General features: G+C 70.6%; 19 protein-coding genes and 1 pseudogene. 8 read left to right on the top strand and 12 right to left on the bottom strand.

Translation table 11 applies throughout. The annotated features are described in order from the left end of the window. Positions 1-219 precede the first annotated feature (219 nt). From ACFUN8_RS17990 to ACFUN8_RS17975, 4 genes are read right to left on the bottom strand one after another with little or no spacing between them, the layout of a single operon-like run. The gene (locus ACFUN8_RS17990) at positions 220-3,708 is read right to left on the bottom strand and encodes an SAV_2336 N-terminal domain-related protein (RefSeq protein ID WP_383637968.1); all 3,489 of its coding nucleotides are present in this window, start codon (positions 3,706-3,708) and stop codon (positions 220-222) included. Next, on the bottom strand, positions 3,709-4,656 hold the full coding sequence (locus ACFUN8_RS17985; protein WP_383637965.1) for an AAA family ATPase: 948 nt from the start codon (positions 4,654-4,656) through the stop codon (positions 3,709-3,711). It abuts the gene before it with no gap. 10 nt (positions 4,657-4,666) lie between these two features. Next, entirely contained in the window at positions 4,667-6,883 is a 2,217-nt protein-coding gene (locus ACFUN8_RS17980; protein ID WP_383637962.1) for a caspase family protein, read from the bottom strand. Beyond that, a complete protein-coding gene (locus tag ACFUN8_RS17975; RefSeq protein ID WP_383637959.1) occupies positions 6,880-8,121 on the bottom strand; it encodes a hypothetical protein in 1,242 nt (413 codons plus the stop codon). Before ACFUN8_RS17975 ends, ACFUN8_RS17980 begins: the two co-directional genes overlap by 4 nt. Before the next feature lie 259 nt (positions 8,122-8,380). Here ACFUN8_RS17975 and ACFUN8_RS17970 point away from each other — a divergent pair. Further along, positions 8,381-8,599, top strand: a pseudogene (locus tag ACFUN8_RS17970) (serine hydrolase); the annotation flags it as partial. Between the two features lie 88 nt (positions 8,600-8,687). Beyond that, entirely contained in the window at positions 8,688-8,816 is a 129-nt protein-coding gene (locus ACFUN8_RS17965) for a hypothetical protein (protein WP_383637956.1), read from the top strand. 79 nt (positions 8,817-8,895) lie between these two features. Here ACFUN8_RS17965 and ACFUN8_RS17960 read toward each other — a convergent pair whose 3' ends face one another. Continuing rightward, positions 8,896-9,099, bottom strand: coding sequence for a hypothetical protein (locus tag ACFUN8_RS17960; RefSeq protein ID WP_383637954.1), 204 nt, complete (start codon positions 9,097-9,099; stop codon positions 8,896-8,898). 27 nt (positions 9,100-9,126) lie between these two features. Then, a complete protein-coding gene (locus ACFUN8_RS17955; RefSeq protein ID WP_383638035.1) occupies positions 9,127-11,505 on the bottom strand; it encodes an AbfB domain-containing protein in 2,379 nt (792 codons plus the stop codon). Positions 11,506-11,728: 223 nt separating this feature from the next. Here ACFUN8_RS17955 and ACFUN8_RS17950 point away from each other — a divergent pair, with 223 nt between their 5' ends. Continuing rightward, complete coding sequence (locus tag ACFUN8_RS17950) at positions 11,729-12,043, top strand: nuclear transport factor 2 family protein (RefSeq protein WP_383637951.1); 315 nt, start codon at positions 11,729-11,731, stop codon at positions 12,041-12,043. A 151-nt stretch (positions 12,044-12,194) separates the two neighbouring features. Beyond that, complete coding sequence (locus ACFUN8_RS17945; protein WP_383637948.1) at positions 12,195-12,662, top strand: hypothetical protein; 468 nt, start codon at positions 12,195-12,197, stop codon at positions 12,660-12,662. A 12-nt stretch (positions 12,663-12,674) separates the two neighbouring features. On the opposite strand, the gene ACFUN8_RS17940 is transcribed toward ACFUN8_RS17945, so the two are convergent. Beyond that, the gene (locus tag ACFUN8_RS17940) at positions 12,675-13,079 is read right to left on the bottom strand and encodes a cupin domain-containing protein (RefSeq protein ID WP_383637945.1); all 405 of its coding nucleotides are present in this window, start codon (positions 13,077-13,079) and stop codon (positions 12,675-12,677) included. 52 nt (positions 13,080-13,131) lie between these two features. Between ACFUN8_RS17940 and ACFUN8_RS17935 the strand changes: the two genes are divergently transcribed. Continuing rightward, positions 13,132-14,145, top strand: a complete 1,014-nt coding sequence (locus tag ACFUN8_RS17935; protein ID WP_383637942.1) for a GlxA family transcriptional regulator — start codon at positions 13,132-13,134, stop codon at positions 14,143-14,145. Positions 14,146-14,196: 51 nt separating this feature from the next. On the opposite strand, the gene ACFUN8_RS17930 is transcribed toward ACFUN8_RS17935, so the two are convergent. From ACFUN8_RS17930 to hemC, 4 genes are all read right to left on the bottom strand, one after another. Continuing rightward, the gene (locus ACFUN8_RS17930) at positions 14,197-14,778 is read right to left on the bottom strand and encodes a GNAT family N-acetyltransferase (RefSeq protein WP_383637939.1); all 582 of its coding nucleotides are present in this window, start codon (positions 14,776-14,778) and stop codon (positions 14,197-14,199) included. A 10-nt stretch (positions 14,779-14,788) separates the two neighbouring features. Beyond that, positions 14,789-16,987 carry an NAD-dependent DNA ligase LigA gene (gene ligA, locus ACFUN8_RS17925; RefSeq protein WP_383638032.1) on the bottom strand — a complete coding sequence of 733 codons (2,199 nt, stop codon included), beginning with the start codon at positions 16,985-16,987 and terminating at the stop codon, positions 14,789-14,791. Between the two features lie 89 nt (positions 16,988-17,076). Beyond that, on the bottom strand, positions 17,077-18,000 hold the full coding sequence (locus tag ACFUN8_RS17920; RefSeq protein ID WP_383637936.1) for a TIGR03564 family F420-dependent LLM class oxidoreductase: 924 nt from the start codon (positions 17,998-18,000) through the stop codon (positions 17,077-17,079). A gap of 144 nt (positions 18,001-18,144) precedes the next feature. After that, positions 18,145-19,080, bottom strand: coding sequence for a hydroxymethylbilane synthase (hemC, locus tag ACFUN8_RS17915; protein ID WP_383637933.1), 936 nt, complete (start codon positions 19,078-19,080; stop codon positions 18,145-18,147). Between the two features lie 157 nt (positions 19,081-19,237). On the opposite strand from hemC, the gene ACFUN8_RS17910 reads away from it, so the two are divergent. Beyond that, positions 19,238-20,020, top strand: coding sequence for a calcium-binding protein (locus tag ACFUN8_RS17910; protein ID WP_383637930.1), 783 nt, complete (start codon positions 19,238-19,240; stop codon positions 20,018-20,020). Positions 20,021-20,169: 149 nt separating this feature from the next. On the opposite strand, the gene ACFUN8_RS17905 is transcribed toward ACFUN8_RS17910, so the two are convergent. Beyond that, positions 20,170-20,652, bottom strand: a complete 483-nt coding sequence (locus ACFUN8_RS17905) for a hypothetical protein (protein WP_383637927.1) — start codon at positions 20,650-20,652, stop codon at positions 20,170-20,172. Positions 20,653-21,045: 393 nt separating this feature from the next. On the opposite strand from ACFUN8_RS17905, the gene ACFUN8_RS17900 reads away from it, so the two are divergent. Next, entirely contained in the window at positions 21,046-22,254 is a 1,209-nt protein-coding gene (locus ACFUN8_RS17900; protein WP_383637924.1) for a cytochrome P450, read from the top strand. Positions 22,255-22,264: 10 nt separating this feature from the next. Then, positions 22,265-23,392 (top strand): type III polyketide synthase, encoded by a 1,128-nt coding sequence (locus tag ACFUN8_RS17895; RefSeq protein WP_383637921.1) that lies wholly within the window; start codon positions 22,265-22,267, stop codon positions 23,390-23,392. The last annotated feature ends 21 nt before the right edge of the window (positions 23,393-23,413 follow it).

Genomic DNA, 23,413 nt, shown 5'->3' with positions numbered 1-23,413 from the left:
TACGGCACCGAACATTCGCGAGAAACCCGCGAGAGTTTTGCATGCTGGCAACGGGCCACTAATTTGTCAAGGGTCTATCCAAATTGCCTTGACCTGCTGCTCGATCGGCAGGGCGGGATCGACTGTCCGGCAGCGGAGTCACGGCTGTTGACGGTCGCAGGGGGTTGCGTTCGCACACTGAACAAATGCCGCAGGACGGTACGGTGCCGACGAGCGCGGCTACGGTCGGTCCGCGTCGCGTTCCTGACGGAGTTTCGCGAGCCGGTTCCGCGTTCGCACGGTGGCCTCGTCGTCGGGGCCCAGGACGCGGGACCGCGCCTCCAGCACGGCCTCGAACTCCGCCTCCGCTTCGTCCGAGCGCCCGAGGCCCTGAAGTGAGTAGGCAAGGTTGTGGCGGGTCGAGAGCGTGGGGAGGGCCTCGTCGCCGAGGAGCTGCCTCCGAGATTCCCACGTGGCGCGGTTCTCCGCTTCCGCTTCGTCGAACCGGCGGAGCATGTTGAGGGTAAGTCCCAAGGAATGGCGGAAGCTCAGCGTCAAGGAGTCGTCGGGACCTTCACGGCGCGTGTTCAGCCGCACCAGCGCCCGGTATTCCTTCTCGGCCTCTTCGGACCGCCCTCGATCATTCAGGGATTGCGCCCGACGTGATCGTGTGATCAGGACTGCCTGGTCATCAGTGTCCAGAACACGGCTCTGCTCCGCCAGCACACGCTGAAACTCCGACTCGGCCTCGTCGTGGCGGCCCAGGGAATTCAGGCACTTCGCCCAGTTGCTGAACGAGGCGAGCGTCAGCGGATGGTCGGGGTCGAGAATGCGGGACCTGTCCAGGGCCACCGTTCGGTACTCCGACTCGGCTTCTTCATAACGCCCCAGGTAGTGCAGGGTATGGGCGAGTTGATACCTCGTCGAAAGGATGCCGAGCTCTGGTCTGTTCGAGCGCCGCTCCTCCGCCAGCACGCCTCGATATTCCGACTCCGCTTCCGCAAACCGATTCAAGTCGTTCAAATAGTCGGCGAGCGCTCTCCGGGCGCGGAGCGTCTGCACATGCCAGTCTCCGAATGTCCGCACGCTGTTGCTGATCACCTGACGGATCTCGATCTCCGCCTCCGCCGGCCGGTCGAGTTCACCGAGCAGTTGGGCCAGGTCCTCATGGTCGGAGATCGTGACGGGATTGTCCGGGCCCAGTTCGGAGGTAAGGGCAGCGACCACAGCGCGCATTTCGGGTTCCGCCTCGTCGTACCGGCCCAGGCGTCGCAGGACGCGTACGAGGGAGGATCGTGCCCACAGCGCTTCCTGACTCTCCGGACCGTGCGACCGGCAGCGGCTGTCGATGAGTCTCCGGTACTCGGCTTCGGCCTCCTCGGTTCGGCGGAAGCGTTCGAGCCCGAGGGCCACCCACTGGTGAGCGTCCTGTGTCTCCGGGTGTTCGGGCCCCAGTACCCGCAGGCGCACTTCATACGCGCCGCGGTATTCGGCCAGCGCTTCCTCGTGTCTTCCCTGATTGCCGAGAACCGCCCCCAAGGCCATCCTCTCCTGGACGGCCGATTCCGTATCGTCACTCTGCCGTCGGGCATACATCGCGATCAGATCCCGATGCTCCGCCTCGGCCTCCTCGTACCGGCGGGCTCTCCGTAACAGACCGGCGAGGTAACCACGGGCGAACAGTGTGTAGTCGTGTTCCACGCCGTGGACGCGCCCCGAGATCTCCACCACTTGGCGAAGGTGCTCCACCGCTTCCTCGTGGTCACCGAGCCGGCCCACGGCCAGGGCGAGGTAGCCTCGCAGACTGCGGGTCTCCAGATCCTCGTCGCGAAGGTCGGCGAGCAGTTCCCTTACGACGGTGCGCAGTTCGGCCACCGGACGGAACAGGTTGGCGTCCACGAGCACCTCGGCCAGGTCCTCCACCAAGGACACGCCGTCCCAGCCGGACAGCGGGTCTCTTTCCTCCGCCGACGCCAAGATCTCCGCGGCCCCCGCCCGCACCGCGCCGGGCAAGTTCTCGTCGGCCTGGAAGCGCCGGGCGATTCGGATCAACGGCGGGAGCACACGGTCCGAGGCGTACGACAGCGGGGGCGCGCCCTCCCCGTCTTCCGGTGCGCTCTCGTCCGTCGCCGGCAGACCCAGTCGCCGCAGCAGTTCTCGCGATGCCGCCGCGAACGGCCGGGCCTGGTCCGAGACGGTCGATCCGCCCACGCCCACGCCGGTGACACGGGCTCTGAAGTCGGGTCCGGCGCCCCGGCGTTGCTTCAGGAAGTCGGTCACCAGATCGACCGTGCCCACGGCGTCGTCCGTGCGGACCGTGTCGAGGAGGAGGTCCGCGACGCCCGGAAGGAACTCGTACTCCCCCGGTCTACGGCCCCGCCGGCTCAGCAGGCCGCCCAGGAAGACCTCGGCGAGCTGTGCGGGGTGAAAGCGCGTCGTGTGGTCGCTGCTCGCCCGGTGGACCAGGCGCATCACGGGGAGCGTCAGCGGGGTGACGGAGGCGAGGCAGCCGGCCAGGCGTTGGCCCTCCGGGGAGGCGCCTTCGTGGAAGCGCCGGACGCGTTCCTCAGCACCGGATGCGGGCCATGTCCCGGACACGGCCCCGGAATCCGCCACGGCCACGGCCACAGCCGCGGACGGAGCCGGCCGCGAAGGTGCCGGCAGGAGGATGACCGGGAGTTCCGCGCTGCCCTGCTCGTTCCCGACGAGCCGTGCCCACGCGCCCATCTGTCCCTCCGTCAGCTCCAGCAGAGGGATCGGTACTCCGCTGTACGGCGGCTGGAGGCCCGGCGGCAGCACCGGATGCGACACGGACAGCGTTCGGTTGGGCGCGGCACGGCGGACGGCGTCGAGCCGGAGCCGTTCGGCGGGCATGCCGGTCTCGGGCCACATGCGCGGCGGCAGGGGCTGCACCACCGCCACGGGTGCGCGCCGGGCCCAGTGCGCCAGCAGCCGGTGGACGGCTCCGGAGGCCCAGCCGGGGCCGACGCCGTCGGAGAGGACGAGCACCGCCGTACGCCCGGACGGGTCAGCCATGTTGCCGTACGAGCGTCGAGGGGCATCGGGCACGAAGGGCTGGGAGCGAAGGACGGGGTTCTCGGCTTCCGAACTGTCGAGACCGACCGTGTGGATCTCGCGGAACGTCCCCTGGTGTTCGAGCATGGAGCGCAGCTCCACCGCGAGTTGGCGCCACAGCACCATGGACGGGCCGTCGTCCACGACCAGCGCGATGCTGAGCCAGCGTTCCCGTTCCGGTCGCAGGACCGCGTCCGGCAGGCCGGTCTCGGCGATCCACTCGGCGCTGGCGGCCTCGTCCAGCCGGAACAGGCTCCGGGAGGAGACGCGTTGGCGCAGCGGGCGCAGTGCCCTGCCCAGGGCCCGTGTCGAGGGCAGGGCGCGTACGCCACGGATGTCGACGGCCCGCGCGGGCATCCAGGAGGTCCCGCCGGCGCGTGGAGCGGCGGCGACGTACAGCCCCGGTGCCGCCTTTTCCTTGCGTCCGGCTGTGTCCTCGCCCTTCGTGTCGTCCGTCGCACCGTCGTCGTCGGGCACCGGCAGGAGCGTGTCCTCGGCTCCGGTTTCCGGGGGCGGCTCGGATTCGTCCGCCGGCGCGGGGCCGTCCCCGGCGCCGCCGGTCACCTTGGCCGCGAGCCACAGGACATCGAGCAGTTCCTGGGTGGACAGCTCGATGCCGGAGTCCTCCAGAACCGTTCTCAGCCGGTGGATCATCTACGCGTCCACTTCGTCCAGAGAGCGCAGGACCGCCTGGTAGAGGGTGTCGTGACTCATCTGCACGCCGGTCGTCCGCAGATGGACGGCGTTGAGCAGTTGGTCGGTGGCGAGTTCGAGCGCCCGGTTGTCCCGGAGGTCGAGGAACTCGGCGATGAGGCGGTCCGCCTCGGGGGTGACCGCGCCCAGATGCATGGTGACGATCTTGCGCAGCTGTTCCTCATTGGGCTGCTTGATGTCGAGGCGTACACAGCGCCGGAGGAAGGCCGGTGGGAAGTCCCGTTCGCCGTTGCTGGTGATGACGACCACGGGGAAGGTCCGGCAGCCGACCGTGCCGTCGGTGACGGTGACCTTCTCGTCGGAGCCCGTGATCCGGACCGAGACCTCGGTGCCTTTCAGCCGGGACAGCTCGGGGATCTCGTACCGGCCTTCCTCGAAGACCGTGAGGAGGTCGTTCGGGAGGTCGACGTCGCCCTTGTCGAGTTCGTCGACGAGGAGAACGCGCGGCTTGTCGTGCGGCAGCAGCGCGGTGCCCAGCGCGCCGAGGCGCAGGTAGTCGCCGATGTCCGGCTCGGCGGCCTCACGTCCTTTCATGGAGGCGTCGCGGAGGCGGCCGACGGCGTCGTACTGGTAGAGGCCGTCGGCGAGGGTGGTGCGGCTGTTGACCGGCCAGTGCAGGACTTCGCCGAGACGCAGTTCGCGGGCGACGGCCCGGGCGAGCGTGGACTTGCCCGTGCCGGGCTTGCCGGTGACGAGAAGCGGCCGGTGCAGATGCAGCGCGGTGTTCACCACGTCACGGTCGCCGTCGGAGATGACGTACGGGACCGGTGCCTCCGGCGGCTGGGGCTCCGCGGGGTCGCCGAACCGCCGCCAGGGCGGGGGTTCGGGCCAGGTCACGTCATGGGGCGTCCCGTCACCGCGGAACACTCCCCAGCCTTCGGTCGTCATCGGTTGCTCCTCACATCGGGGCGGACAGGGCGAGTGGGCGCGGCAGCGGAAGGTCCGGGTCGTCCCAGAGGAGGGCGAGGTGCCTGCCCTGTCGTTCGGTTTCGGGGTCGCCGCCGCAGCGGAACTCGCGCAGGCGGTGCGGCAGCGAGGGCAGATGCCCGTCGCTGAGGACCGACTTCAGTTGGCTGTCGACGGTGCGTCGCTCCTCGCCGCGGTGCCAGACCAGCACCGGGATGCCGCTGTACACGCACACCGCGAACATCCGGGCCCGGGGGCGGGCGCGGGTCGGGGCGGTCATGACCACACCGGGGGCGCTCGCCCGCTCAGACAACGCCCGGTACAGGGCGAGTTCCTCGCCGAGGCCGTCGGGCAGCCAGTGCAGGTCGCCCGTGGTCGACGCCGCCACCCGGTCCCAGCGCAGCCGGTGGTTGGGCACGACGGGTTTGGGGCGTTCGTCGGCGGGGCGTACGACGACCGGATAGTCCACCCCCAGGGGACGCTCCAGCGAGGAGCCGTTCGTGATGCCCCAGCGGTGCACGTCGAGGTCGAGGTCGGAGGACGGCAGGAAGAACTCGACCAGCGTCTCGTGGACCCGCCCGTTCTCGACCAGCAGCTCGTCCAGCCCGAGCCGTATGTCCGCCGGGAGGCTCGGCGTGTCCACCTTGGCGAGGGACATGGCGCTCCGGCCCGCGCGGGCCGACCACACCTGGTACGTACGCCGCTGGTCGGTGCCCGTCCGCGCGGAGAGCTCGATCTGGATGCGGTGGTCGAAGGCCGTGCCGGCCGGGGCGATCGCGTCGGCGCGCTCCTCCGCGTACGCGCGAGAGGTCAGCAGGGCGTCCCGGGCGGTCCCGCTGCGCTCCGCGCACCCGTCCGACCAGGCCCGCAGTGCGCTCCGGGCGGGCTCCGGCACGGCGGCGGCGGTCCGCTCGACCACCCGCAGCAGTTGTCGTGGACTGGGCGGCCGGGGCTGGACGAGCTGTTCCAGGGCGTCCAGCACGGTCCGTACGGTGCCGGGGCGGATCCGGACCCCGGAGAGTTCGTTGTGGGCGGCGCGGACGAAGATCTCCAGGAGCGGGGAGTCGTCCGCTCCCAGCAGCGCCGCCAACGCGTCGTACTCGGTGTGCAGCAGCCACTCGCCGGGGCGTGTCTTGAGCGCGCCCCGGCGGGCGTCCTCCAGGGGCGCCCCGCCCCTGGTCGTCTCGGCGAGGACGTGGAGCAGCGTGGTGATTCCGTGGTGTGCGTCGAGGGCCCAGTGGACGAGGTCACGCGCCGTCGGCGCCTCCCCGGAGGTGGCGCCCAGCTCCTCGGAGAGCCGTGCCCCGCAGGCGGCGGCCGCCCCCGGGGTGCCGTCGACCAGCGCGGTGACGGCGAGGAGGAGCCGCTGTTCGTCGGGGTCGAGGAGCGGCCGGGCGGCGAAGGGGAACTCCTGGCTGTTGCCGTCCCAGTCGCGCACCGTCATCGTGGGGATCTGCTCCGTCGAACGGGAGTCGCGCCGCCGTTCGAACTCGGTCTTGACCCGGCCCCAGACCGCTTCGAGATCCGGCCCGGCCTCGTCGGCGTCCTCCGTGACCAGTTCGTCGAGCAGCACTCGGGTGAACACGCCTTCGCCGTCGCGGTCCTTGGCGAGTCCTCCCGGTTCGCAGGCGTGCATGGCGAAGACCTGCCGGGCTCTTTGGAACGTCGCGGTTCCCAGCAGCCGGTCGGGCTCGGACGCGTTCAGCTGGGCGCGTACGGACAAGGGTTGGCGGCATGCGTCCATGACCATGGCGACCCGGCGGAAGTGCTGCGGATCGAGCGTGTCCGACTGGAGCAGGTCGATCAGATTTCCCGCGTCGATCCCGATCAGGTCGTTGTCCCGGGCCTCCGGGTACAGCAGGCTCCATTGGCTGCCCCTGACCTGCACACCGTGACCGGCCCAGTAGACCCACAGCCAGTCACCGGTGAGAGCGGCGAGCCGGTGTCTGAAAAGGCCCCGGACGGTGGTCTGGTCGACCTGGTCGTAGCCGGCGAGCCCGATGGCGTCGAGCAGGTGCTTGTTCTTCGGCCGGGGGGAGGCCAGCAGATGGATGTTCTCCCGTGGCACGCCCCGGCCCAGCAGCCAGTTGATCATGTTCGCGGCGTCCTGCGCGGGTCCGTCCAGGCACCAGTCGCCGCCCTCCGCGTACTCCTCCACCGCGACGACCAGCGCGTGCGTACGGCTCCAGTCGGGCCCCGGCGCCGTCACGGCAGTTCCCCGCCGAGCCAGTCGTACAGCTTGCGGTGGGCGAAGTACGCGGAGTGGGACCAGGGGAACGGCTGGCGGGTGTCCACACGACGGTCCTCCGCCCGGCCGGGGAACACCTTGCCGGCCACGAATCCGAGCAGGTCCCGAGCGTCGTGGACGTTCAGCCAGCGGGGGAAGGAGGGCGGCAGCGGTTCGCCGAGACGTAAGGACGTCAGGGCGTCCATCTCGTAGAGGAACGGCGCCTGCGAGCCGACGGTGACCAGCAGATCCACCGCCGGCGCGGGCTCCGTGGCGAGCAGGTCCACGCACGCGATTCCGCCGAGGCTGTGCGCGATCAGCACCACGGGGCGGTCGGGGGCGGCGGCGCGGGTGGCGCGCACGGTGTCGGCGATACGGGAGCGCAGGTCGGCTCCGCGCGCCTGGTAGCGCAGGATGTCGCCGGTCGCCGGGACGGACTTGCCCGTCAGTCCGCGGCGGTGTCTCACGGCCAGCTCCGAGTGGTCCCAAAGAAGCATTTGAAGGGCCCGGCCGCCGAGCCATTTCGCCGAGTCGCCGACCCGGCCCAACCCTCGTTCGGTGCCACCGAGCAGTGCGACGAGTTGCTCGGCGAGGGCGTCGCGGTCGGCGCCGTCCACGGGCAGCGGGTCGTCGTCCCCTTCCGCGTCGTCCGCCAGGATCAGGACGACGGCCGTGACCGCCCTGGCCGTGACCGCGTTCACGCCGGGGTCCTGAGGTGTGCCGGCCGGGAGCAGCGCGAGTTCCGACGCGACCCGGTCCAGGGCCTGGCCGAGATACGGCATCAGGTCCGGGGACACGTCCAGTCCCTCGACTCCCTCGACGGACAGTGCGCGGACGGTGTCCGCGTAGACCTCCCAGGGGTCCCGCCGCCCTGGCACGAAGCCGGTCGCACCGGCCCCACCCGCTTCCGCCCGGTCCGCGTACGCGCGCAGTTCGGCGAACGGGTCCGCGAGCAGGACAGCCCACAGTGCGGCGGGGTCGTCCGTGGGCGGTTGGTCCGGCACGCCGCGGGTCTTGTCCCGTACGGGGATGGACGCGCCGTTCAGGCCCAGCGCGGCGCCGCAGGTGTCACCCCAGTAGCAGCGGACCATCTCGACGTCGGGCCGGACCCGCGCGATGCCCCGGGAGACCCGGGCGAATGATTTCTCGTACGACTCGATCCGGACGCCCGTGCCGTGCACGAAGACGACGTTTGTCACCTGTTCCCCCGCCTGCTCCACCTCTGTCCCCTGCGCAGAACTGTACGACGCGTCACCGGCCCGGGGCAGGTGAATCAGCCGCTGTCCTCCGCGAGTTCGGTGTCGTGTTCGGTACGGAGGGGCGGTCGTCCACCGGAATCAAGGCCGGCCCCCGGACCGGGAGCGTTCGCGGCGGCAGGCGCACCCGCCGGCGTGTCGTCGCCGTCCCCCTGCTGGGGCCCCCGCGCTGATCGCCACGGCCGCCCCCCTCGCCGCCGCGCGGGACGCCCGGCCCGCCGCCGTGCAACGCCAACTGGACCTGCTGGTCGAGCGGGACGGGGTGCCCGGCGCACTCGCGTACGTCAACGGCCTGACGTACACCGCCGGGACGGCGGAGGTCGGTACGGGCCGGCCCATGGTCGACGCCGACGCGCGCTTCCGACTGGCCGGCGACACCAAGGCGTTCACCGCCACCGCCGTGATGCGGCTGGTGGCGGACGGCAAGGTACGGCTCGACACGCCCGCCGGACGGTACGTCCCGCAGCCGGCGGAAAGCACCGTCACGGTACGGCAGTTGCTGAAGCGGCGGAGATCTGCCGGGCGACTCGGTGGGCGGCGGCCACGCCACCACGGGCCGGGGCGACGTGACCGTCTACACGACGACCTGGGCGGCAGAGGGCGACCGGCTGGCCCACCCGCAGGGAGCGGTGGACGCCGCGCTGTGCGCGAAGCGCTAGGTCGTGTCCGCAAAGTCCCGCCTGGCCTGCGGGCGGACGGCGCTACTTTGCGGACACGCCCTAGGGAATCTCCACGGGGCTACTGGTCGGGGCCGCCCGCCGTCTTCTCCAGTCGCACCAGGTCGTGCGGGGTGATGCCCGAGGCCGTCGAGACTGCCTCGACGGCCTCGCCGCGACGTACGGCGAGGACCGCCTCGATCTCCACATCGGCGCGTGCGGCGTCGACGGCCGCCTCCGCGTCACGCAGTCGCTGTACGGCCAGTTCGAGTTGAGCCAGATCCATGACCGGAATGCTCGCACACCCCCGTGGTCAGGGCGCCCACGGGCCGTCGACCGACCAGATCGTGTCCTCGGTGAACGAGGCGGGGTTGTCCCAGGCCCGCGGACCGCCCCGAGTCGCCATCCACACCTCCGAGTTGATGTGCCGCAGATAGCTGCCCGCCAGGTTGTACGCCGCGAGCCGGACTCCCCCGGCGGCGGGCAGCGCGCAGAACGTGGCGTCGGCCCGGAAGAGCGCGGAGCCGTCACCCGCCTCCTTGTACACGCGGAAGTCGCGGTGCCGGAGGTACTGGCCGGGATAGTTGCGGGACTCGAAGGAGTAGCAGCCGCTGCCCGCGAGTCCGGGGACGATCTTCCAGGTGGCGTCGTTCTTCAGCAGGCTGTCGCTGTTCGCGTCGACGGGCGCGGTGAACGCGAGCCCCTCCTGGTGGCGCAGGTACTTGCCGGTGTGACCGGGCGTCGTCACCCGCAGCGACTTGTTCCCTCCGGTCGGCAGCGTGACCGGTGGCGGCGGGTTGCGTGAGGCGTCGACGAGGGCGAGGTTGGCGGCCCTGACCCTGGCCGCGTCGACCTTGACCACCTGCCGGTCGTACGTCAGAAGGCCGTTGGCCTCGTTCTCGACGTCGGTGATCTCGGTGTAGACGGACGCGGACAGACCGCTGGGCATCTGGTTCTCGCGGAGGGTGTCGATGAGCCCGACGAAGCGGTTGTTCAGCGCGGCGACGCTCGCCTGGTCCTCGTAGCTGAAGCCGCCGCCGGGATACCACTCGTGCCCCGGCACCTTCCAGCCCAGCCCGCCGAACTCGCCGAGGACGGCCGCGCGGGTGGCCGTCGGTGTCGTGGTGCCGGGCCCGACGTAGACGTGGTTGTCGATGACGTCACCGTTGCCGCCGTCGACGGAGCCGCAGCAGTTGACGCCACTCATGTTGTTGACGAGACGGGAGGGGTCGTACGCCTTGACCTCGTCGGCGATCCGGGCCTGGTCGTACTGGCCCCAGCCCTCGTTCTGGTTGACCCACATGACCAGGGACGGTGAGCTGCGGTGCTGGTCGATGATCCGGTCGTACTCCGCCTCCCACTGCACGCGCGCGGCGCTGTCCGGGGTCCGGGTGTCCATCGCCGGCATGTCCTGCCACACCAGCAGACCGAGCCGGTCGGCCCAGTAGAACCAGCGCTGCGGCTCCACCTTGATGTGCTTGCGGACCATGTTGAAGCCCAGGTCCTTGTGCTTCTGGAGGTCGAAACGCAGTGCCTCGTCGCTGGGCGCGGTGTAGATGCCGTCCGGCCAGTAGCCCTGGTCGAGCGTGCCGGTCTGGAAGACGAACTTGCCGTTGAGGAGCGGGCGTTGGACGCCGCCGACCTTGCCGACGGAGATGGAGCGCATCCCGGCGTAGCTGCCGACCGAGTCGACGGTCGCGCCGCCCGTGCCCGACAGCAGGTCGGCCTTGATGTCGTACAGGAACGGATCCTCGGGGGTCCACAGGCGCGGGTTCGGGATCGCCACCGAGAACTGGCTGTTCACCGGTCCCGTGCCGGTGGCCACGGTCGTACCCCCGGCGGAGACCGTCACTCGCGCGGTCTGACCGGCGACGCCGGCGCCGCGGACGGTGACCTTCAGCGTGTTGTCGGAGAGGCTGGGCACCAGGTCGAGCCGGGTGATGTGCGCGGCCGCGGTGGGCTCCAGCCAGACGGTCTGCCAGATGCCGGACGCGGCCGTGTAGAAGATGCCTCCGCCGGGGTGCGGCGTGACGTCGCTGATCCGCTGTTTGCCGACGGCCTGGCCGCCGGTCTGGGACGGGTCGAAGACGGAGACGACGACGGTGTTGGTGCCCGCGGTCAGCAGCGGCGTGATGTCGTAGGTGAACGCGTCGAAGCCGCCGCTGTGGGCCGCGCCCGCCTGCCGGCCGTTGACCCAGACCGTGGTCTGCCAGTCACTGGCCCCGAAGTTCAGCTGGACGCTGCGGCCGCTCCAACCCGCCGGGACGGTGAAGGTCCGCTTGTACCAGAGCTTGTCGCTCTGGGTGATCATGCGCTGGATGCCGGAGAGGGCCGACTCGGCGACGAACGGGACCCTGATCTGCTCGGGGAACGTGGCGGGCTGCCCGGCGTTCGCGCCGGTGACCGCGAAGTCCCAGATGCCGTTGAGGTTGAGCCAGTCGGGGCGCGTGAGCTGGGGGCGCGGATACTCCGGAAGCGGATTGTCAACCGGGACCTGATTCGTCCACGGGGTGGTCATCGGCGACGGCTTGGGCTGCCAGGCGGCGGCCTTCGCCTCGGCGGGACCGCCGGCCACCACCAGGCTCGCGCACAGGAGCAGCAGGGCGCCGAGCCAGGCGGTGACGCGGTTGCGGGTGAGCGCGGAGCTGTCGGCGGAGGTGCGGGTGGGGCTCCGTGTGGGGGTGGGGCGCAGCAGCGAGGTGTACGGGGTGTACGAGGCGTGCATGGTCGATTGCCCTCCTCGGTCATCGGGCGAGGACGGTGCTGGTTCGGCCCGTAGCCATCTTTTACATCGTTGGAGGAAGGCTGTACACCCTCCTCGCACGGGCCTGTTCCGCCGGGCTGCGGGGCGGCGCGGCAGGCGTGATGATGGCACTGCCCGTCGCACCGAAAGCCAGTCACAAGGAGGACCACCCATGAGCGTCATCCCCGCGGACCCGGCGGTCGCCGCGTTCGTCTCGGCGATCAACGGCGGCAACAGGGATGCCTTCTTCGCCGTCCTGACCCCGGACGCCACGATGTCCGACGACGGAAGCGACCGTGACCTCGCGGGCTGGGTGGACAAGGAGATCTTCTCCGCCGACGGCCGGATGGAGATCGAGACCGCCTCCGACGAGGGCCGCGCACTGACGGCGACGTTCACCAACGCCACGTACGGCACGATGCGGACGCGCTGGGCGTTCACCGTCACGGACGGCCGTATCAGCCGCTTCGAGACGGGCCAGGCGTAGCGGCGCGGGGCCCTTCCCCACCCTCGTCCCCGACGTCAATCGCGGTCGCGGTCGCAGTCGCGGTCAGGCGGATCGATGAGTTCGGGGCGACTTCCGGGTCACTACTGACAGCGGGGTCGCACCGTCCCCGATCCGTGCGGAGGAGACATCGATGCGCCGTCCGACACCCCACACCGCGCTGAGCCGGCTGGACGCCCTCGTGGGCGAGTGGGACATGTGGGCCGCCGGACGCCGTGCGGGGCCGGTACGGACCGAGTTCGCCTGGCTGGAGGGCGGCGCCTTCCTGGTCCAACGCACGGACGCGGGGCCCACGACGGTCTTCCCGCCGGAGTGGGAAGGGCATGTGCCGTTCCCCACCACCACGATCATCGGCTACGACGACACGTCCGACGAGTTCACGACGTTGTACGCCGACGGCCGGGGCGTCGCACGTGTCTACCGTACGAGCCTGACCGCCGGCGTATGGAAGCAGTGGCGCGCGGCACCCGGCTTCCATCAGCGGTTCGCCGCGACCTTCGACGAGGCCGGCGACACGATCCAGGGCGGTTGGGAGCGATCGGAGGACGGCGAACACTGGGCGTCCGACTTCGACGTCACCTACATCCGGGCCGCCGACTGAGGGCGCACGCCGTCAGAAGCCGAGGGCGTGGCCCGTCGTCGCGTCGACATGGTCGGGGACCTCGTCGTGCCGGTCGCCGACCGTCGATGTCCCGGAGGGCTCGAACAACAGGATCGCCGCCCGGGACGGGGCGTACGGCTTGTGCTCCGTACCGCGCGGGACCGTGAACACCGCACCGCGCGGCAGCACGACCGTGCGCTCGCCGGCGGGCTCGCGCAGCGAGATCCGCAGCTCTCCTTCGAGTACCAGGAAGAACTCGTCGGTGTCGTCGTGAACGTGCCAGACGTGCTCACCCTCGACCTTGGCCACGCGTACGTCGTAGTCGTTGACGCGGGTCACGATACGAGGGCTCCACAGGGCGTCGAAGGAGGTCAGCGCCTTGTCGAGGGAGATGGGTTCGTTGGGTTCATCGCTCATGCGTCCATGCTCGTCCGTTCCGCGCGGCCGGTGTGAGTGCTAGGAATTGCATATGACGCAAGAATCCTCGCAGCGCCCACTCCGGGGCGGCCCTGGTACTCCTCGGCGGACCCACCGCGTCGTCGTGATCGTGGACGAGAACTCGAACCCCTTCGAACTCGGCTGCGCGACCGAGATCTTCGGCCTGCGCAGGCCCGAGATCGGCCGTGATCTCTACGACTTCCGCCTCTGCTCCCCCGAGCCGAGCACCCTGATGCGGGACGGATTCTTCACGCTCACGGGCGTCGCCGAGCTGGCGGTGGCCGACACCGCGGACACCTTGATCGTCCCCAACCGGCCCGATGTCGAGGTGCCCCGCCGCACGGCCGTACTCGACGCCGTCCGGCGGGCCCACGCGCGCGGCGCGCGCCTCGTCGGCTTCTGCAGCGGTGCCTTCACCCTGGCCGAGGCGGGGGTGCTCGACGGGCGCCGGGCCACCGCGCACTGGCAGTGGGCGGACTCCTTCCGGGCCCGTTTCCCCTCCGTACGGCTGGAGTCGGACGTGCTGTTCGTCGACGACGGCGACATCCTCACGGCGGCGGGGAGCGCCGCCGCGCTCGACCTCGGGCTGCATGTGGTCCGCCGTGACCACGGCGCGGAGGTCGCCAACTCCGTGAGCCGGCGGCTGGTCTTCGCCGCCCACCGGGACGGCGGACAGCGGCAGTTCGTGGAACGTCCGGTGCCCGACCTGCCGGACGAGTCACTGGCGCCCGTCCTGGCCTGGGCGCAGGAGCGACTCGACTCCCCGCTCACGGTGGCCGACCTCGCGGCGCGCGCGTCGGTCAGTCCCGCGACACTGCACCGGCGCTTCCAGGCGCAACTGGGCACCACTCCTCTGGCGTGGCTCACCGGCGAACGGGTCGCCCTGGCCTGCCGGTTGATCGAACGGGGCGAGTCACGCCTCGAGTCGGTGGCGCGGCGCAGCGGCCTCGGCACCGCCACGAATCTGCGGACGCTCGTCCGTCGCGAGACCGGACTGACGCCTTCGGTCTACCGGCGCCGGTTCGGCCCCGGCCCGAGCGGATGAGCGGCGGCGGACCGGAAGGGAACGGACCGGCGCTGACCGGAGCGCCGCCGGTCAGCCCTGACGGACGCGGGCGTGCAGGTGCATGTCGTGCCAGCCGTCCGCGTGCAGCGCGGCCCCCCGTCGTACGCCCTCACCCTCGAACCCGGCCTTGAGGGCGACGCGACACGACGCCTCGTTGGCGGTGGAGTGCTGCAGTTCGAGCCGGTGGAACCCGGCCTCGTCCAGCGCCCAGTTCGCCAGCGCTTCGGCCGCGCGGGGGCAGATGCCGCCGCCACGCGCGGCGGGCATCATCCAGTAGGCGAGGTCGGCCGTACCGTCCGTCAGATTCCACGCTTTCAGTGACATACGGCCGAGCGGCGCGCCGGTGTCCGCGTCGGCCACCGCCCAGTGTCCGGCGCTCTCCTCGCCCCAACTGCCCTGCCACTCCTGGATCCACCCCCGCGCCTCGTCCACGGAGTCGGCTCTGCGCACGTGCCACCGCTGAATCGCCGGATCCCGGAACGCCTCCGTCACGGCCCCGGCATCACTGATCAGCCAGGGCCGCAGCAACGCCCCGCCCGGGACGGTCAGGGTCGGCTGACCGGAACCGGCGAACGAGCCGACGGGTATCGCGCGGTCGATCAGGTACGGCATGGCGTCTCCCTCACCGGTCGGCCCCGCCGGCGCCGTCGTTGCCCGCGCTGTCGTTGCCCGCGCTGTCGTTGCCCGCGCTGTCGTTGCCCGCGCCGCCATCGCCGTCGCCGGCCTCACCGTCGCCGAGAAGCTCCGCGATCATCTCCGCGAACTCGTCCGGTGAGGCGATCCGCGTACCGAGCTTCTCCGCCTTCTCCCGCTTGGACCCGGCGTTCTCACCCGCCACCAGGAGAGACGTGCGCTTGGAAACGCCGGACGAGGACTTGCCGCCCGCCCGCTCGATCAATTCGTTCATCTCGTTGCGCGACAGCTTCTCCAGCGGTCCGGTCATCCCACCCGTGACCACCACGGTCATACCGTCCAACGGGCCACTCCCCGCCGCGACTTCGCCGTCCTCGACAGCCGCCGGGTCGTCCGACGGAGGCGTCGCGCCGGGCTCGATCATGTTGACCCCGGCCGCGCGCAGCTTCTCGATCAGGGCGGCCAACTCGGCCAGCTCCGCGACGATCGTCGGTGCCTTCTCCACACCGATCCCGTCGACGCGCTGCATCGCCTCCTCGTCGGCGGCGCACAGCACGTCCATGGCCGCGAAGTGCCGTGCGATCCGGCGGGACATGGAGCGTCCGGTGCCGCGCACACCGAGCGCGGCCAGCACCCGGGAGAGCGGTTGCCCCTTGGCGCGCTCGATCGCGGCCAGGAGATTGTCCGTGCTGGTCTCTCCCATCCGGTCGAGACCGAGGATCTGCTCGCGGGTGAGGGTGAACAGGTCGCCGATGTCCGCGACCAGACCGGAGTCCACGAGCTGGACGACGCGGGTCGCCCCCAGGCCCTCGATGTCGAACTGGTCGCGTCCGGCGGCGTACGAGATGGACGCGACGACATGGCAGTTACGCCCCCGCACACAGCGCCAGCGCTGCTCGGAGGTGTCGATGTCCGAGCCGCACTGCGGGCACACCTCGGGGAAGACGACGGCCTTCTCCTCCCCCGTACGCAGATGCGCGACGGGCGCCTCCACGCGGGGGATGATGTCGCCCGCCTTGTACACCATGACGTGGTCGCCGATCCGCAGGTCTCGGCGGGTGATGTCGTTCGGATTGTGCAGGGTGGCGTACGTGACGGTCGAGCCGTCTATCTCGACCGGTTCCAGGACGGCGCGGGGCGCGATGGTGCCCGTACGGCCGACGTTCCACTCCACGTCCAGCAGCCGGGTCACCTTCTCGACCGCCGGAAGCTTCCACGCGATCGCCCAGCGCGGCGCGCGGGAGCCCGATCCGGCGGCCAGCTGGTCCGCCGCGGCGTCGGCCTTGATGACGATGCCGTCGATGCCGAAGGGCAGCTCCGCGCGGAGCGCGCCGATCTCCTCCACCCGGACGCGCACGGCCTCGGCGTCGGTCACCGTCCTGGGCGGAACCGTGGTGCCGGCCGTCGTGTGCACGCCCAGACCCCCGACGAACGTGAGCACCTCGCTGTGCGGCAGTTCGGTGAGCGAGGCGTTCAGGTCGCCGCCGGAATCGGCGAGGGGCAGGGCCGCGTAGGCGAAGAAGGTCATCGCCACCTGGTAGGGGCGGTCCTTGGCCCGTACGCTCCCGGCCGCGGCGCTGCGCGGATTCGCGAACGGCGTCCCGCCGTGGCTCGTACGCAGCGTGTTGGCCTGTTCGAACTGCTCGGTGGTCATCAGGACCTCGCCGCGCACTTCGAGCGTGACGGGCTCCGCGAGCCGGTCGGGCAGGCCCGCGATCATGCCGATCGCGTGCGAGACGTCCTCTCCCGCGAGCCCGTCCCCGCGTGTGATCAGCCGGGCCAGCCGGCCGTGCTCGTACCGGGCGGCGACGGCCAGTCCGTCCAGCTTCGGCTCGACGCTCCAGTGCTCCACCGGCCGGCCGATCCGCCGCTCCAGCGACGCCGCCCAGACGGTGAACTCGTCGCCGCCGAACACGTTGTCCAGGGAGAGCATCGGCACCGTGTGCGGTACGTCCCCGACCACCGTGCCGCCCGCGACCTTCCCGCTGGGCGAGTCCGCGGAGATCTCGTCCGGGTGAGCCTCCTCGTAGGCGGCTATGCCCCGTGCCAGGCGGTCGTAGGCGTCGTCGTCCAGGGCGCTCTCGCCCGTCGCGTAGTAGGCGGCGGCGGCCTTCGTCGCGGTGTCCACCGCGACGGCGTAGGCGGCTGCGTCGACAAGAGCGGCTGCGGGTGTCGTCATGTCCCACATCTTGCCGCCCACCACTGACAACGCCCTGCCCAAGCTGTGGACAGCTTCTTGACCAGGGCGTTTGCCGGTGGCGGGGGCCGAGTGGGCGGTCAGCCGGCGAGTTCCCCCAGGAGGTCCCAGGTACGGCGCCGGTCGGCGGCACCGGCGATCTCCGTGCCCGCGAACACGACTTCCGTCGCCCCGGCGTCCCGGTAGCGACGTACCTCCGCGGCGACCGTCCGCTCGTCGCCGACCACGGCCACGTCGACGCCTCGTTTGCCGCCGGAGAGCTCGATGACCCGCGCGTAGGACGGGATCTGTTCGTAGAACGCGAGTGAGTCGGTCAGCGTCTCGCGTACCGCGTCGACGTCGTCGGTCACCACGCCGTGCACCATGGCCACGATCCGGGGCGCGGGGCGGCCCGCGGCCTCCGCCGCCGCGTTGACGGCCGGGACGATGTGGTCTGCCAGGGCGCGGGGCCCGGCGAGGTAGGGCAGGATCCCGTCCGCCAGCTCCCCGCTGGCCCGCAGCGCCTGCGGTCCCATGGCGGCGACGAGCAGCGGCAGGCCGGCGTCGGCTCCCGGCACGCGCACGGGGATGGGGGTGTGCGTGGTGAGCAGTTCGCCCTCGAAGTCGGCGGCTCCGGTCTCGGTCAACTGCCGCAGTACGGTGAGGAATTCACGTAGCCGGGCGACCGGGCGTTCGAACGGGATCCCGAAGCCGCCCTCGACGAGGAGCTTGGCGCCGAGCGCGACGCCGAGGTGGTAGCGGCCGTGTGTGGCCGCCTGCGCGGTCAGTGCCTGGCTCGCCACGGTCAGCGGGTGCCGTCCGAAGACGGGGATCGCGGACGTGCCCACCTGGAGGGCGGGTACCGCGCGTCCGACGATCGCCGCGAGTTGCGGCGAGTCGGCGCCGAGGGTCTGACCGAACCAGGCGGACCGCAGTCCCGCCGCGGCGGCCTCCTCGGCGAGCTGTACGGTGGCGTCGATCTGGTTGTCGGGATCCGTCGCGTTGAGTGCTACTCCCACAGTCATGACAGGGAAACCAGCGCTCGCCGGTCACGCATTCCGTTCTTGTGTGACGGCTGTGTGTCGGCTCGTCGGGGCGGCCCCACGGGTCAACTCGTCGCCGAATCAATGCCCTTGGCGCGCGCGGTGGATCCCGGTGGGCGACGGAACTCAGTGCGCGATGGAATCGATCAGCTCGCGTGCACCCTGGCGGAGCAGGGCGACGGCGACCGAGGTGCCCAGAGTGGCCGGATCGAGCGGGCCGGCCCATTCGTGGGCGTTGAGGACCGTCTTGCCGTCCGGGGTGAAGACCCGGGCCCGCAGGGAGAGGCCGCCGCTGCGCTCCGCGTGCGCGAACCCGGCGATCGGGCTGTTGCAGTGCCCCTGGAGGACATGGAGGAACATCCGCTCGGCGGAGGCTTCCTTGTAGGTGTCCCGGTCGCCGAGCGCGGAGACGATGTCGATGGTGTCGGTGTCTTCCTCCCGGCACTGCAGGGCGAGGATCCCGGCGCCGATGGGCGGACACATGAGGTCCACCGGCAGTACTTCGGTGACGGCGTCGCCGCGCCCGATGCGCTCCAGGCCCGCGACGGCCAGCAGCAGCGCGTCGGCCTCACCGGCCGCGAGCTTCTCCAGCCGGCGGTTGGCGTTTCCCCGCATCGGTACGCAGATGAGGTGCGGGTGCGAGGCGGCGAGCTGGGCGACGCGCCGGACCGAGGACGTACCGACGCGGGTGCCGGCGGGCAGTTCGTCGAGGGTGCGGCCGCCGGGGTGGACCAGGGCGTCACGGATGTCGTCCCGCTTGAGGAAGGCGGCGAAGACCGTCCCGGCGGGCAGCGGCCGGTCGGCGGGCACGTCCTTGACGCAGTGCACCGCGAGGTCGGCCTGTCCGGCGAGGAGGGCGGCGTCGACCTCCTTGGTGAAGGCGCCCTTCCCTTCCACCAGGGAGAGGTCGCCCATCCACTTGTCGCCGGTCGTCTTGACCGGGACGACCTCGGTCACGACGCCGGGGTGGAGCGCGGTCAGTTCGGCACGCACACGCTCCACCTGGGCGAGCGCCATCGGCGAGTCGCGGGAGACGATGCGGATCAGTTCTGGGGTGGACATGGCGTTCACGATAGAGCGTCGGGCAGGTGCTCCCCCCATCCGACCCGGGGTGCTCATCTCACCCGTGCGAGGCGCACGTTGGGCGCCTCGGGCAGGTGTACGAGCGCAGCCGCCGCGGGGCCCGCAACCTTTACCGCTTTCGGCTGTCATACCTGATATGACCAGACACGCCGTTGTCGTCCTGACCGTCGCCGCAGCGGTCGGCGGGCTCACCGCTCCGACCGCACTCGCGAACAGCGCCCCCGCCGCCCCCGTGCGCACCACCGTCCCCGCCGATCCGGTGGTCACCGGCGTCGTCGTCAACGGCGGCAAGGACGTGGTCGTCGGTACGACCGAGCGCAAGACCTTCACCGTCACCGTCCACGGGAGCGACGACTCCGGTCTCCATCTCGCCGATGTCGACCTGTTGGGGCCGGCTGTCGGCTTCTACACCACGGACGCCCTCTGCGAGACCGCGACCGCCTGCACCACCACCTTCACCGTCGATCCCCACCTCGATCCGTACAACGACGACGCCGACCTCAGCAACGCCAACGCGGGCAGCTGGTACGTGAACACGCTGGTGGACACCAACGACGGCGCCTCCTTCCTCACGCAGCACGCGGGCGGCTTCCTGCTCAAGCGCGCGGCCGTCCTCACGGTCAACGCCGCGCCCGAGCCGGTCACGAAGGGCGGCACCCTCACGGTCACCGGCAAACTGACCCGGGCGAACTGGGACACCTACCGCTACGCCGGATACACCGGCCAAACGGTGGCGCTCCAGTTCCGCCCGAAGGCAAGCGACACCTACACCACCGTCAAGAGCGTCAAGAGCGACGGGACGGGCAGTCTCCGTACGACCGTGAAGGCCGCGTCCGACGGCTACTGGCGGTGGAACTTCGCCGGTACGACCACGACGGCCGCGAAGAACGCGACGGGCGACTTCGTGGATGTCCGCTGACGCTTCGTGGACGTCCGCCGACGGACGCCGGCCCGCGCCGCCGCGCGGACCGGCACAGCGACGCGTACCGGCGCGTACCAGCCCGTACCACTCAGTGATCGGTCGGTGGTGGTCGATCAGTGGCCGATCAGTGGTCGGTCACCGATCGGTCACTGGTGGAAGACGTTCACCGGCCACTCGGCCTTCCAGCGGCCGTCGCCGAACTGAAGGTCCGCGGTGCACTTGTACGTGTCCCCGTCGCAGTTGAGCCCCTTCACCGGCACCGGGGCCGCGGCGACCGACGCCGCGCGTGAGTTCGCGTGGAACACCTTCACACTCCAGTCCGCCTTCCAACGCCCGTCACCGAACTGCAGATCCGCGGTACACCTCCCGGTGTCCCCGTCGCAGTTCAACCCCTTCACCGGCACCGGAGCCGCGGCGACCGCCGCGGCGCGCGAGTTCGCGTGGAACACCGTCACGCCCCAGTCCGCCTTCCAGCGGCCGTCACCGAACTGAAGGTCCGCGGTACATCTGCCGGTGTCCCCGTCGCAGTTGAGGGCCTTCACCGGCACCGGAGCCGCGACCGCCGCGACGCCGAGGCCGAGGGTGAGGGCCGCCGCCGCGGCGGTGGCGTGGAGGAGAGTACGCATCATCGTCGAATCCTGACCTGGGGGCGCCTTGTACGCCCGACCACTGGGGTTCTGGCGTCCGCGGACCCTCCCGAACCTTGATCGTCCATCGCTCCACCGGAACGGGCGAGCGCGTGGGCGGCCCCGCCCCCCGACGCCGCGCTCCGGCGCGTTCGACGGCTCCCCGCCCCGCCGGGCGCGACCTCCCGCGCCATAAACGCGCCGTAAGCAGATGGCCGAACGTATGGCCGTGTCTCTTCGACGTCCGCGTATGGGTCGGTTGTGAACACCTGATCGCACCGGTTACCCGTACAGGTGAGCTTGGCATCTCCGCGCATGGCGGCACCCCCCGCAAGGAAGTAACCCTAGGTTGCCAACGTCACCATGAGTGACCACCTTGCCCATGGGAGTGCTGTGATGACCGGCGTGGACTCAGTACAGACCTGCCCCTTCCGCCATGACGAGGCCCTCGAACCCGATCCCTTCATGACCCGGATGCGGATCGAGGCACCCGTCGCCCGTGTGCGTATGCCCTACGGCGAGGGCGAGTGCTGGTTGGTGACCCGGTACGAGGACGTCAAGACCGTCACCTCGGACCGCCGCTTCAGCAGGGCCGCCCTGATCGGCCAGGACTTCCCCCGGATCACTCCGGCGCCCATCGCGCAGTCCGAGTCGATCAACCTGATGGACCCGCCCGCGCTCAACAGGGTGCGCAAGCTGATCAACAAGGCATTCACCACCCCACAGGTGGAGGCGCTGCGCCCGTGGACCCAGCGGACCGTGGACGGCCTGCTGGACACCATGGCCCAGGGCGGCGCGCCGGCCGACATCGCCGACCATCTCGCCGACCGGCTGCCGCTGATGACGATCTGTGAGCTGCTGGACGTACCGGAGGCGGACCGCCCCCAACTGCGGCAGCGGGCCATGGACATGATGTCCATGAACGCCGCCGACCGGAATTCGGCGGTCGAGGCGAAGGCATGGCTGCGGGCCTACTTCTCCGAGCTGACGGCGGAGCGGCGGCGCGCTCCCGGCGAGGACCTGATCAGCGGCCTCGCCACCGCGCGTATCGGCGACGAGATGCTCGACGCGGACGAACTCGCCGTGCTGGCCATGCTCCTGGTGATCACCGGTCACGACACCACCACGTACAACATCAGCAACATCATCTACACGCTGCTGACACAGCCCGAGCGGGCGGCCGAGCTGCGCGCCCGGCCCGAACTCCTCCCGAGGGCGTTGGAGGAGCTGCTGCGCTACATCCCGTTCCGTCAGGGCGTCGGTATCCCTCGCGTGGCCCTGGAGGACGTCGACTTCGACGGTGTCGTCATCAAAGCGGGCGACACGGTGCACGTGTCCTATCTGACGGCCAACCGTGACGAGCTGGCCTACGACCGGCCGGACGAACTCGACTTCCACCGTGAAGACCCCGCCCTGCACATGACCTTCGGGTACGGCAGCCACCACTGTCTGGGCGCCCACCTGGCCCGCATGGTGCTCCAGGTCTCCATCGGCACACTGCTCACCCGTTTCCCCGACCTTCGTCTGGCCGTACCGGCGGAGGAGGTGCGGTGGAACACCGTCTCGATCTGGCGATACCCGCTCGCCCTGCCGGTGACCTGGTAAGGAGCTGATCATGGCAACTCTGTGCAGGCCCGCCATCGCCGTCCCCGAGCACGTCATCACGCTGGAACAGACCGTGGAGCTGGCGCGTTCGCTCCATCCCGATCATCCGCAACTGGAACTCGCCGTGCGGCTGATCGGCAACACCGGTGTCCGCACCAGACGTCTGGTGCGGCCCATCGAGGAGACCCTTCGCCACCCGGGCTTCACCGCCCGTAACGACGCCTACGAGGTGGAGGCGAAGGCCAGGGTGCCCGAGGTCGTGGAGCGGGCCCTCGCCCACGCCGAACTGACGCCGCAGGACATCGACATGATCGTCTACGTGTCGTGCACCGGCTTCATGATGCCCTCGATGACCGCGTGGCTCATCAACACCATGGGCTTCGGTTCGGGGACCCGGCAGTTGCCGATCGCTCAGCTGGGCTGCGCGGCGGGCGGTGCGGCCATCAACCGGGCGCATGACTTCTGCTCGGCGTATCCGCAGGCGAACGTGTTGATCGTGGCCTGCGAGTTCTGCTCGCTGTGCTATCAGCCGACGGACCTCGCGGTGGGCAATCTGCTCTCCAACGGCCTCTTCGGGGACGCCGTCGCCGCCGCGGTGGTACGCGGCCAGGGAGGCACCGGCGTACAGCTGGAGCGTAACGGTTCACATCTGGTGCCCGGCACGGAGGACTGGATCTCCTACGCGGTCCGTGACACCGGGTTCCACTTCATGCTGGACAAGCGGGTGCCCGGCACCATGTCCGTACTGGCCCCCGCCATGCGGGAGATGGCCGAGCCGCACGACTGGGACGTCTCCGGGCTGGACTTCTACATCGTGCACGCCGGCGGACCCAGGATCCTGGACGACCTCTGCCACTATCTCGACGTACCGGCGGAGATGGTCCGCTACAGCCGGGCGACCCTCACCGAGCGCGGCAACATCGCGAGCGCCGTCATCTTCGACGCGCTGGACCGCTTCTTCGAGGACGGCGGCGCCGAGCACGGCGCGCGCGGGGTGATCGCAGGCTTCGGTCCCGGCATCACGGCCGAACTCTCCCTCGGCACCTGGTCGGTGGGCGGTCAGGAGAGCGGACAGATCGAACGGGAAGTGATCCTCCCGCCGCCGGTCCTGATGTCGCGGTCCGACGCGGTCGGCTGACCGGGACGCGCACCCGAGCGC

It is taken from the genome of Streptomyces sp. NPDC057307 (assembly GCF_042667665.1).
Lineage (GTDB): Bacteria > Actinomycetota > Actinomycetes > Streptomycetales > Streptomycetaceae > Streptomyces.
This window is presented reverse-complemented; position numbering and strand designations above follow the sequence as displayed.